We start from the raw sequence: 11,188 nt of genomic DNA on the forward strand, positions 1-11,188 counted from the left end.
AGACCTGATGATGACCGCCACATTGAACAAGGAAGCTGTCGGCCAGGCGTATAGCCTGGAAGGCATGCTGCACGCCAAACGCAAAACCTGGGAAGCCATCGACGCAATGGCCCGCCGCATCAAACCCGGCATGCTCGAGTCAGAAGCCCAGACAATGAGCCTCGAAGTGTTGAACGAACTGGGCATGGACCGCATCTGGCATCCGTCGAAAATTCGCTTCGGCGAAAACACCCTGAAGACCTTCAAGCAGCGTTCCGACGGCGATCCGGTGCTGGCTGAAAACGATATTTTCTTTATCGACCTCGGCGTGGTCTGGGATCGCCATGAAGGCGACTCGGGCGCGACGTTCACCGTCGGCAACGATCCCGAGATGCAGGCGTGCGCCGTGGCGGCGAAAACCCTGTTCGATCTGGTCCACGATTACTGGCGCACCCAGCAGGTGGCCGGTCCGGAGCTATATCGCTACGCCGACGAACAGGCGACAGCGATGGGCTGGAAGTTGAACCTGGAGATCAAGGGGCACCGGGTCAGTGATTTCCCGCATGCGATCTATCGCGCCGGAGACCTGGGCAATTTCGAGGACTGCCCGAATATAGGGCTGTGGATTCTGGAAATCCAGATTGCCCACCCTACCCGGCCGTTCGGGGCGTTTTATGAGGATTTGTTGAGTTAAGAGCGAAGGCTGCGATCTTTTGCTTCACCAAACAAAAAACGGCAGCCTCAATGGGCTGCCGCTTTGTTTACTACCGATTCCGGATCAAGCCAGACGCGAAAGCATTTCCTTGGCTTCGCTCTTCTGCCCTGCATCACCCTCGGTCACGACTTCATTGAGGATGTCCCGGGCGCCATCGTTGTCGCCCATGTCGATGTAGGCCTGGGCCAGGTCGAGTTTGGTGGCGACTTCGTCAGTGCCGGAGAGGAAGTCGAAATCCGGCTCGTCGGCCACGGAAGCGGCCGCGTCTTCGGCGGTGAAGGTTGGCTCACCCATGCTCTGGGACAAACGATCCAGCTCGGCGTTGACGTCATCCAGTTCAGCCGCAAATGCATCCTTCGGCTCAGGCACGTCCATTTCGTCCGCCAGGGACAGATCGAAATCCGCCGGCAGTTCCAGGTCGTCCAGCGCCGCTTCGGTCACGGCCGGCGGTTCGACAGGCGGCAAGTCCTTGACGCCTTCGTCCAGGTCCAGCAGGAAATCGTCTTCGGCCAGGGTCGCAGGCGAAGCGTCGCCACCGAGGTCCAGGTCCAGATCGAAGTCCGACAGGTCGTCGAGGTTTTCCTTGATGTCGGTCTGCTGTTGCAGCACCGATTCAAAGCTCAGATCGTCGTCCAGCGGGAATTCGTCCAGTTCCGCCAAGGCTTCCGGCTCCGCTGCCGGAGCAACAACTGCCGGAGAAACGTTTTCCAGGTCATCCAGGCTCAAGTCGAATGCGCTGTCGAGATCATCGGCGGCCGGATCCGCTGCCGGAACTTCAGGCTCATCCAGCAACAGGTCCTTGACGTATTGCGCGTCCAGCTCGGCGGCAATAGCCGCGGCAGCGATACCGCCGGCTGCGGCGAGCGCCATGGCCGGGAAACGGCTTTTCAGCTGTTCGACCTGGGCGAAGTTTTCGCCATTGGCCACCAACTGACGCTCCTGGGCCACGAACGCATCACGATCGCCTTGCTGACCGTAGACTTCCATCAGCTTCAGGCGCAGGTCGCTGCGTTGCGGCTCTTGCTTGATGCCGTCTTCGAGCAAGGCTGCCGCCTGATTCAGGCGACCGGCAGTGATGTGCGACTGAGCGTGAGTCAGGACGTCGTCATTGCGTTCGGCGGCCGGGGAAACCAGCGGCGCGGCAATCACGGGAGCGACCACGACGGGCTCAATGATCGGAGCCGGCGCGGGTGCAGGCGTCGGCGCAGGTGCAGGCGTCTTGGCCAGCTTCACGGCTGGCGGCGGCACTTCAAGGCCTTCGAAGCTGCTTTCCGGCAAGTCTTGCTCGGGGGAAAACTCCTGCTCTTCAGCCAGGGCACGCGCCATGCGCAGGTGCTTTTCGGCTTCTTGCTGGGCTTTGCGGCGACGGGCCAGCAGCAACAGCAACAGCAGCAGGACGATGGCGCCGCCACCCACCAGACCCAACAGGACCGGGTTGGTCAGCAGGTCGTTGAACTTCTGGTCGTCGGCAGCCGCAGGGGTCGGCTCGACGGGCGTTTCGGCCGGGGCCGGTGTGGCCTCAGGCGCGGTTACCACCGGCGCAGGGGTTGCCGGTGCCGCTTCCGTCGGGGTTGCCGCCGGTGCCGGCGTCAGCTCGGCCGATATTGCCGGAGCAGCCGCCACTGCTGGCGCGGCCGGAGCAGCCGGAGCAGCCGGAGCAGCCGGAGCAGCCGGAGCAGCGCCCTCAGCTTGCAGCTTGGCCAGTTGATTGTTTTTCAGCTCGATCAGGCGTTGCAGCTTGTCCAGCTGACTTTGCAGGTCGGTCATGCGGCTTTTCAGTTCCGCGTTGTCACGACGGGTCGTGTCCAGGCTTTCCTGGGTCACCGCCAGTTTGTTGCTCAGATTCTTCGCGTCGCCAGCGGCACCTTTACGACCCTTGCCAGATTCGGCTGACACCAGGCTCAACTTGTCTTTCGCCGCCTGGGCGGAACCGGCATCAGCACTGCCACGCTTGGTCGCATCGAGTTGCTGCTGGCCAGTGCCAGGCTTGGCCACATAACGGCGGCCCTGGCGCCACGCGGTGTTCTGCGCGGCGACTTCAGCGATGGCTTTAGGCTGCGGCAAGCTGGTGCTTTGCACCTGATCAGGCATGCGCAGGACCTGGCCGGTTTTTAGCAGGTTGATGTTGCCGTTGATGAAGGCATCCGGGTTCAACGCCTGGATGGCCAGCATGGTTTGTTGCACCGAACCGCCATTACGCGCCTTGGCCGCGATTTCCCACAGGGTATCGCGCGGCGTAGTGGTGTAGGTCGACGGCTTGGTGGCGCCGGTAGCGGGTGCGGAGACCGCTTGGGACGGCGCAGGTTGCGCGGCCGCATCGGCGGTTTGCGGCGAGAATTTGGACGGATCGAGCAGCACGCTGTAATCGCGCAGCAAGCGACCGTTAGGCCACATCACCTGCACGAGGAATTTCACCATCGGCTCGGAGAGCGGTTTGCTGGACGTCACGCGCAGGATGCTTTTGCCGCTGGCGTTGAGCACCGGGGTAAAGGTCAGGTCATTGAGGAATGCCTGGCGATCAACCCCGGCCTTGGCGAAATCGTCCGGCGAGGCCAGGCTCGGCACCACTTCGGCAGCGGTGAGGTCCTTGACGTCGAGCAGCTCGATTTCGGCCACCAGTGGCTGGTTCAGCGTGGACTTCAGGGTCAGTTCCCCGAGCCCGAGGGCATGCGCCATACCGGAGGACAGCGCCGAGGCGGCCGCTATTGCTAACACCAGTTTGCGAACTTGAACCATAGCCTCATCCTTTGTTTGAACATTCCTCGGCCAGCGAGAAGGTGTTGAAAGTCGCTGCCGTAAGGCATTGCGCGCGGCGGCGAAGGGTCGTCGCGCGCGATCATTTCTTTGCTGCCCGGGAAGCCCCACAGGGTGACTCGCCGTCAAGCACTCCGGCCAAGCATAGCGCTCGGTTAGAATCATTCGACAAATTGTTGCCAAGTATCTTTTACAGCAGGTCTTTTATCAACAATTCAGCCACCTGCACAGCATTGAGCGCGGCGCCTTTGCGTACGTTATCTGACGTCAGCCACAGATTTAGTTCCGACAGGTCGTCGACACCGCTGCGAACCCGACCAACGTAGACCACATCCTGCCCTACCGCGTCACCTACTGCCGTCGGGTAATCGCCGGCTTCCACCAGCTCGATGCCCGGCGCGTCTTCCAGGGCAGCGTTCACTTTGGCCAGGTCGACAGCGCTTGATGACTGCAAGGTCACGCTAAAGCTATCGCCAAAAAACACCGGGGCTTGAATGCAAGTTGCGGAAATCTTTAATAAAGGCAGCGACATGACCTGGCGCAGCTCGCGCACCAGGCGTTTTTCCAGCAGCGTATGGCCTTGTTCATCCGGCTTGCCGACCTGGGCCAGCAGGTTAAAAGCCATCTGCCGATCAAAGAAAGTCGGTTCCAGCGGACGCACGTTGAGCAATTCGGCCGTCTGGCGCGCCAGCTCGGTGACGGCTTCGCGGCCCTGGGCAGACACGGCGAGGCTGGCGGTGACGTTGATGCGCTGCAGGTCGATGACGTCGAGCAACGGCGCAAGGACCACGGCCAACGTGGTGGCCGACGGGCTCGGGCTGCTGACCTGGAACGGCTTTTTCAGACCGGCCAGCACCTGGGCGTTGGCTTCCGGCACCACTTGCGGCGCTTCATCCGCTGGCAAGGCACCGGAAAGGTCGATCAGCGAGCAACCGGCGGCGCGGGCGCGGGATGCAAAACTCAGGGTCACGGCCGGGCCGGCGGCGAAGAACACCAGTTGCACCTTGCTGAAATCAAACTCATCGACTTCCCGCACCCGCACGTTCTTGCCGCGGAACGGCACCGAATGCCCGGCGGACTCGCTGCTGGCCAGCAGGTGCAGGTTGCCGACCGGAAAGTCGCGCTCTTCGAGAATCTGCACCAGCGTTTCGCCGACAGTTCCGGTGGCGCCGATCACGGCAATATCAAAGGACTGGCTCATGGTTCTACCTCTGGCGAAACGGGGGGAGCGGCACTTTACCGGGTGGGTGGCTCACAGGCAATTCGGCCCACCCCGATCATTCCCACGCGGAGCGTGGGAATGATCGGTGGGCATAAAAAACCCGCACCTCTTTCGAGGCGCGGGTGCTTTCACAACTTCAAGCGATCAACGCTCAAGCAGGATCCGCAGCATGCGACGCAGCGGTTCAGCCGCGCCCCACAGCAGTTGGTCGCCAACGGTGAACGCGCCCAGATACTGCGTGCCCATGTTCAGCTTGCGCAGACGGCCCACCGGTACGTTCAGGGTGCCGGTGACTTTCGTCGGGCTCAGTTCCTGAATGCTGGCTTCGCGGCTGTTCGGCACCAGTTTGACCCAAGGGTTGTGCTGGCTGATCAGCCCTTCGATGTCGGCGATCGGCACGTCTTTGTTCAGCTTGATGGTCAGCGCCTGGCTGTGGCAGCGCATGGCGCCGATGCGCACGCAGATGCCGTCGACTGGAATCGGGCTCTTGAAGCGACCGAGGATCTTGTTGGTCTCGGCCTGGGCCTTCCACTCTTCGCGGCTCTGACCGTTCGGCAGCTCCTTGTCGATCCACGGGATCAGGCTGCCGGCCAGCGGTACGCCGAAGTTTTCGGTCGGGTACGCGTCGCTGCGCATGGCTTCGGCGACACGGCGGTCGATGTCGAGGATCGCGCTGGCCGGGTCGGCCAGTTGATCGGCGACAGCGGCGTGGGTCGCGCCCATTTGCTTGATCAGTTCACGCATATTCTGCGCGCCGGCACCGGAGGCCGCCTGATAGGTCATGGCGCTCATCCACTCCACCAGACCGGCTTCGAACAAGCCGCCCAGGCCCATCAGCATCAGGCTGACGGTGCAGTTGCCGCCGATGTAGTTCTTGGTGCCCGCGTCGAGCTGCTGGTCGATGACCTTGCGGTTCACCGGGTCCAGCACGATCACCGCGTCGTCCTGCATGCGCAGGCTCGAAGCGGCGTCGATCCAGTAACCCTGCCAGCCGGCTTCGCGCAGTTTCGGGAAGACTTCGCTGGTGTAGTCGCCACCCTGGCAGGTCAGAATCACGTCGAGGGTTTTCAGCTCTTCAATGCTGTAAGCGTCCTTGAGCGGAGCAATGTCCTTGCCCACGGACGGGCCTTGGCCACCGACATTGGAAGTGGTGAAAAACACCGGCTCGATAAGATCGAAATCCTGCTCTTCCAGCATCCGCTGCATGAGCACGGAACCGACCATACCGCGCCAACCGATCAGACCTACACGTTTCATCGCAACTACACCTTCTTTAAAAAGTGGGCCGCTGCTTTCGAAGTTGAAAGTGGCAGCGGGCCCGAGAGATTACAGATTCCGCAGCGCGGCGACTACTGCGTCGCCCATTTCCTGCGTACCGACTTTGGTGCAACCGTTCGACCAGATGTCGCCGGTGCGCAGGCCTTGATCCAATACCAGGCTCACGGCCTTCTCGATGGCATTGGCCGCCTCCTGCTGATTGAAGCTGTAACGCAGCATCATCGACACGGACAGGATAGTCGCCAACGGGTTGGCTATGCCTTTGCCGGCGATGTCCGGCGCCGAACCGTGGCACGGCTCGTACATGCCCTTGTTGTTGGTATCCAGCGACGCCGACGGCAGCATGCCGATGGAACCGGTGAGCATCGACGCCTGGTCGGACAGAATGTCGCCGAACAGGTTGTCGGTAACGATCACGTCGAACTGCTTCGGTGCCCGCACCAGTTGCATGGCGGCGTTGTCGACGTACATGTGGCTCAGTTCGACTTCCGGGTAATCCTTGGCCACTTGCTCGACGATTTCACGCCACAGTTGGCTCGACGCCAGCACGTTGGCCTTGTCCACGGAGCAGAGCTTTTTGCTGCGCACCATTGCCATGTCGAAACCGACCCGGGCGATACGGCGAATCTCGCTTTCGCTGTAAGGCAGGGTGTCGTAGGCCTGGCGCTCGCCGTTTTCCAGGACGCGGGTGCCACGTGGCGCGCCGAAGTAGATGCCGCCGGTCAGCTCACGGACGATCAGGATGTCCAGACCCGCGACGATTTCCGGCTTCAGGCTGGAAGCCTCGGCCAGTTGCGGATACAGGATCGCCGGGCGCAGGTTGCCGAACAGGCCCAGTTGCGCGCGAATCTTCAGCAGACCGCGCTCAGGGCGGATGTCACGCTCGATGGTGTCCCATTTCGGGCCGCCCACGGCGCCCAGCAGTACGGCGTCGGCCGCGCGGGCGCGATCCAGGGTTTCGTCGGCCAGTGGCACGCCGTGCTTGTCGATGGCAGCGCCGCCGATCACGTCGTGGCTCAGCTCGAAGCCCAGGTTGTACTGGGTGTTGGCCAGTTCCAGCACCTTGACTGCTTCGGCCATGATTTCCGGGCCAATACCGTCACCTGGGAGAATCAGAATCTGCTTGCTCATGCTTTCCTCATGTCATCAGTCGGTGCGCCTTGGGCGCGCCCGGAAAAATTCTATCGTTCTGCCATCAGCACCAGTACATCGGTACTAAACGAACCATCGGCTTCAATCTCAAAATATTCGCGCACTTCATTGCCCATCGACTGCTGCAACACGCGGATCGCCCCGCGCATCACGTCGGGCGTGCGCATGCGTTCCACCCACGAGGTGTACTCCAGACGCAGTCGCTGACGGGTGGTGCTGCGAGTATGCAACCCCGCTTCGCTGACCTGACGCAACCACTCGCCGGCGGAATAATCACGCACATGGCTGGTGTCGCGCAGCACTTCGACGCTTTGCAGGTAGGTGTCGAACAACGGACTGCCCGGCGACAACACATCGACAAACGCCGCTACCCCGCCCGGCTTCAGCACCCGGCGCACTTCCCGCAGGGCCAAACCAAGATCGCTCCAATGGTGCGCCGAATAACGGCTGAACACGAAGTCGAACTCGCCATCGGCGAACGGCAGGCGCTCGGCGGCACCGTTGACCGTGGTGATATTACTGAAACCACGATCAGTCGCCGCGGCGGCCACCACGTCGAGCATCTGCTGGGACAGGTCGTAAGCCACCACTTCCTTGACCAGCGAAGCCACGTGAAAACTCACGTGACCGGCGCCGCAACCCAGGTCCAGCACGCGGGCGTCGCCCTGCCCGGCCAGTTCAGCCTGTAGCAGTGCGAATTCGGTGCCTTGAGCGTGAACGGCGCTGCTCAGGTAGGCCGAGGCCTGTTCACCGAATTGCTTTTGTACGACTTGGCTGTGCTGGGTCATGGGAAACTTCCTTTTTTTGGGGTGAAGTCTTGTGGCGTCTGGGCGGGCCTCTTCGCGGGCAAGCCTCGCTCCTACAGTTGAAATGCGATCCCTTGTAGGAGCGAGGCTTGCCCGCGAAGGCGTCATCCGGCCTTACACAAAATCAAACATCGCGAAACAACCAAGGCTGACTCGCCCGGTGCTTGCTTTCAAACGACGCAATCGCCTCGTGATCCATCAAGGTCAGGCCGATATCGTCCAGACCATTCACCAGGCAATGCTTGCGGAATTCATCCAGCTCAAAGTGATAGACCTTGCCATCCGGCCGGGTCACGGTCTGGGCTTGCAGGTCGACCGTCAACTGGTAGCCAGGATTCGCTTCAACCTGCTGGAACAGCTCATCCACTTCAGCGTCGCTCAAGATGATCGGCAGCAAGCCGTTCTTGAAGCTGTTGTTGTAGAAAATGTCGGCGTAGCTCGGCGCGATGATGCTGCGGAAACCGTACTCTTCCAGGGCCCACGGCGCGTGCTCACGGCTGGAACCGCAACCGAAGTTCTCCCGGGCCAGCAACACGCTGGCGCCTTGGTAACGTTCGGCGTTGAGCACGAAATCCTTGTTCAGCGGCCGCTTGGAGTTGTCCTGGTAGGCATAGCCCACGTCCAGGTAACGCCACTCGTCAAACAGGTTCGGGCCAAAACCGGTGCGCTTGATCGACTTCAAGAACTGCTTCGGAATGATCTGGTCGGTGTCGACGTTGGCCCGGTCCAATGGCGCGACCAAACCGGTGTGTTGGGTAAAAGCTCTCATGTGCGGTTCCTCAGATCAGTTCGCGAACGTCGATGAAACGACCGTTGACGGCAGCGGCAGCGGCCATCGCCGGGCTGACCAGGTGCGTACGGCCACCGGCGCCCTGACGCCCTTCGAAGTTGCGGTTGGAGGTCGAGGCGCAGTGCTCGCCCGACTCCAGGCGGTCCGGGTTCATCGCCAGGCACATCGAGCAGCCCGGTTCACGCCACTCGAAACCGGCTTCGAGGAAAATCTTGTCCAGGCCTTCGGCCTCGGCTTGCGCCTTGACCAGGCCCGAGCCCGGCACCACGATGGCTTGCTTGATGGTCGAGGCGACTTTGCGGCCCTTGGCAATCACAGCCGCGGCGCGCAGGTCTTCGATCCGCGAGTTGGTGCAGGAGCCGATGAACACGCGATCCAGCTGAATATCGGTGATCGCCTGATTGGCGCTCAAACCCATGTATTTCAGGGCGCGTTCGATGGAGCCGCGTTTGACCAGGTCCATTTCCTTCGCCGGGTCCGGCACGTTCTGATCAACCGCCAACACCATCTCGGGCGAAGTGCCCCAGCTGACTTGCGGCTTGATCTGGGTCGCGTCAAGTTCAACCACGGTGTCGAACACCGCATCAGCATCGGAAACCAGGTCTTTCCAGGCTTCGACGGCCATATCCCATTCCGCGCCTTTCGGGGCGAATGGACGGCCCTTGACGTATTCCACGGTTTTTTCGTCGGCGGCTACCAAGCCAACACGCGCACCGGCTTCGATGGACATGTTGCAAATGGTCATGCGGCCTTCGATGGACAAGTCGCGAATCGCGCTGCCAGCGAACTCGATGGCGTGGCCGTTACCGCCGGCGGTGCCGATCTTGCCGATCACCGCGAGGACGATGTCCTTGGCAGTCACGCCGAACGGCAACTTGCCTTCGACCGAGACGAGCATGTTTTTCATTTTCTTGGCGACCAGGCACTGGGTGGCGAACACATGCTCCACCTCGGAAGTGCCGATGCCGTGAGCCAAGGCGCCAAACGCGCCGTGGGTCGAAGTGTGCGAGTCGCCGCAGACCACGGTCATGCCCGGCAAGGTCGCGCCCTGCTCCGGGCCGATCACGTGAACGATGCCCTGGCGCACGTCGTTCATTTTGAACTCGGTGATGCCGTATTCGTCGCAATAGTCATCGAGGGTCTGAACCTGCAAACGCGAGACCTGGTCGGTGATCGCTTCGATCCCGCCCTTGCGATCCGGGGTGGTCGGCACGTTGTGGTCCGGGGTAGCGATGATCGAGTCGACACGCCAAGGCTTGCGCCCGGCCAGGCGCAGGCCTTCGAAAGCTTGGGGCGAGGTCACTTCATGGATGATGTGGCGATCGATGTAGATCAGCGACGACCCATCGTCGCGCCGTTTCACTTCATGGGAATCCCAGAGCTTGTCGTAAAGCGTTTTGCCGGCCATCAGACGGTCCTCATCAGCTTGCTTCTATTTTCTATGCCTTGGGTTGTGCAGCGGTTCAATAACCCCTTGGCTTGTGAGGTCGATCCTAGGGGGTTACATTAAATAACTCAAATTCATATTTTTTATGCTTTGGATAACCAACTGGAATACCACAATGGATCTGGCCAACCTCAACGCTTTTATCGCGATTGCCGAGACCGGCAGCTTCTCCGGCGCTGGCGAGCGGCTGCACCTGACCCAACCGGCGATCAGCAAGCGGATTGCCGGGCTGGAACAGCAACTGAAGGTGCGATTGTTTGATCGCCTGGGTCGTGAAGTCGGCCTGACCGAGGCCGGTCGCGCCCTGCTGCCCCGGGCCTATCAGATTCTCAACGTGCTGGACGACACCCGTCGCGCCCTGACTAACCTCACCGGCGAAGTCAGCGGCCGCCTGACCCTGGCCACCAGTCACCACATCGGCCTGCACCGCTTGCCGCCCTTATTAAGGGAATTCACCCGGCGTTACCCACAAGTGGCGCTGGATATTCAGTTCCTCGATTCGGAAGTGGCCTACGAAGAAATCCTGCATGGCCGTGCGGAACTGGCAGTCATCACGCTTGCCCCCGAGCCCCACGCGTTGGTCAAGGCGACGCCGGTGTGGGACGACCCGCTGGATTTCGTGGTGGCCCCGGAGCATTCGTTGATCAGCAACGGCCCGGTCACCCTCGCGGACATCGCCCTGCACCCGGCGGTGTTCCCCGGCGGCAACACGTTTACTCATCACATCGTCCAGCGCCTGTTCGAGGCCCAGGGCCTGACGCCGAACATCGCCATGAGCACAAATTATCTGGAAACGATCAAGATGATGGTCTCGATCGGCCTGGCCTGGAGCGTTTTGCCACGCACCATGCTTGATGAACAGGTGGCGCGCATACCTTTGCCGGGCATACAACTCACTCGCGAGCTAGGCTATATCCTGCACACGGAAAGGACGCTTTCGAATGCGGCACGCGCCTTTATGGCCCTGCTGGATGCACAAATTGATCTGCCAGGGACCCACGGCTAACTTGTGCTACTCCTATAGAGCTGCAAACCCCCGTGCCTA

Annotated in this window: 9 protein-coding genes; 2 read left to right on the forward strand and 7 right to left on the reverse strand. The window is 61.3% G+C overall.

The window, feature by feature from the left end:
• The first annotated feature begins 10 nt into the window (after window positions 1-10).
• The gene (locus tag ACZ89E_RS11970) at window positions 11-673 is read left to right on the forward strand and encodes a M24 family metallopeptidase (RefSeq protein ID WP_476257046.1); all 663 of its coding nucleotides are present in this window, start codon (window positions 11-13) and stop codon (window positions 671-673) included.
• Window positions 674-757: 84 nt separating this feature from the next.
• Here the strand turns inward: ACZ89E_RS11970 and ACZ89E_RS11975 are convergent, their stop codons facing one another.
• From ACZ89E_RS11975 to leuC, 7 genes are all read right to left on the reverse strand, one after another.
• Complete coding sequence (locus ACZ89E_RS11975; protein ID WP_476255720.1) at window positions 758-3,430, reverse strand: motility hub landmark protein FimV; 2,673 nt, start codon at window positions 3,428-3,430, stop codon at window positions 758-760.
• Window positions 3,431-3,638: 208 nt separating this feature from the next.
• Window positions 3,639-4,649: an aspartate-semialdehyde dehydrogenase gene (locus ACZ89E_RS11980; RefSeq protein ID WP_149658894.1), complete on the reverse strand. Its 1,011-nt coding sequence runs from the start codon at window positions 4,647-4,649 to the stop codon at window positions 3,639-3,641.
• A gap of 165 nt (window positions 4,650-4,814) precedes the next feature.
• Window positions 4,815-5,927 carry an aspartate-semialdehyde dehydrogenase gene (gene asd / locus ACZ89E_RS11985; RefSeq protein WP_149658895.1) on the reverse strand — a complete coding sequence of 371 codons (1,113 nt, stop codon included), beginning with the start codon at window positions 5,925-5,927 and terminating at the stop codon, window positions 4,815-4,817.
• 69 nt (window positions 5,928-5,996) lie between these two features.
• The gene (gene leuB, locus ACZ89E_RS11990) at window positions 5,997-7,079 is read right to left on the reverse strand and encodes a 3-isopropylmalate dehydrogenase (protein ID WP_463260053.1); all 1,083 of its coding nucleotides are present in this window, start codon (window positions 7,077-7,079) and stop codon (window positions 5,997-5,999) included.
• A 50-nt stretch (window positions 7,080-7,129) separates the two neighbouring features.
• A complete protein-coding gene (locus tag ACZ89E_RS11995; protein WP_463260052.1) occupies window positions 7,130-7,888 on the reverse strand; it encodes a class I SAM-dependent methyltransferase in 759 nt (252 codons plus the stop codon).
• Window positions 7,889-8,030: 142 nt separating this feature from the next.
• Window positions 8,031-8,675: a 3-isopropylmalate dehydratase small subunit gene (gene leuD / locus ACZ89E_RS12000; RefSeq protein ID WP_149658898.1), complete on the reverse strand. Its 645-nt coding sequence runs from the start codon at window positions 8,673-8,675 to the stop codon at window positions 8,031-8,033.
• 10 nt (window positions 8,676-8,685) lie between these two features.
• Complete coding sequence (leuC, locus tag ACZ89E_RS12005) at window positions 8,686-10,104, reverse strand: 3-isopropylmalate dehydratase large subunit (protein ID WP_149658899.1); 1,419 nt, start codon at window positions 10,102-10,104, stop codon at window positions 8,686-8,688.
• Window positions 10,105-10,258: 154 nt separating this feature from the next.
• On the opposite strand from leuC, the gene ACZ89E_RS12010 reads away from it, so the two are divergent.
• On the forward strand, window positions 10,259-11,149 hold the full coding sequence (locus ACZ89E_RS12010) for a LysR family transcriptional regulator (protein ID WP_149658900.1): 891 nt from the start codon (window positions 10,259-10,261) through the stop codon (window positions 11,147-11,149).
• Window positions 11,150-11,188: the final 39 nt, after the last annotated feature.

This window comes from Pseudomonas sp. TE3899, from assembly GCF_056279105.1.

Excerpts from the sequence above, each read along its gene's own strand:
- leuB (WP_463260053.1), bottom strand. The coding sequence starts at position 7,079 with ATGAGCAAGCAGATTCTGATTCTCCCAGGTGACGGTATTGGCCCGGAA.
- ACZ89E_RS12010 (WP_149658900.1), top strand. The coding sequence starts at position 10,259 with ATGGATCTGGCCAACCTCAACGCTTTTATCGCGATTGCCGAGACCGGC.
- asd (WP_149658895.1), bottom strand. The coding sequence starts at position 5,927 with ATGAAACGTGTAGGTCTGATCGGTTGGCGCGGTATGGTCGGTTCCGTG.
- ACZ89E_RS11975 (WP_476255720.1), bottom strand. The coding sequence starts at position 3,430 with ATGGTTCAAGTTCGCAAACTGGTGTTAGCAATAGCGGCCGCCTCGGCG.
- ACZ89E_RS11995 (WP_463260052.1), bottom strand. The coding sequence starts at position 7,888 with ATGACCCAGCACAGCCAAGTCGTACAAAAGCAATTCGGTGAACAGGCC.
- leuC (WP_149658899.1), bottom strand. The coding sequence starts at position 10,104 with ATGGCCGGCAAAACGCTTTACGACAAGCTCTGGGATTCCCATGAAGTG.
- leuD (WP_149658898.1), bottom strand. The coding sequence starts at position 8,675 with ATGAGAGCTTTTACCCAACACACCGGTTTGGTCGCGCCATTGGACCGG.
- ACZ89E_RS11980 (WP_149658894.1), bottom strand. The coding sequence starts at position 4,649 with ATGAGCCAGTCCTTTGATATTGCCGTGATCGGCGCCACCGGAACTGTC.
- ACZ89E_RS11970 (WP_476257046.1), top strand. The coding sequence starts at position 11 with ATGACCGCCACATTGAACAAGGAAGCTGTCGGCCAGGCGTATAGCCTG.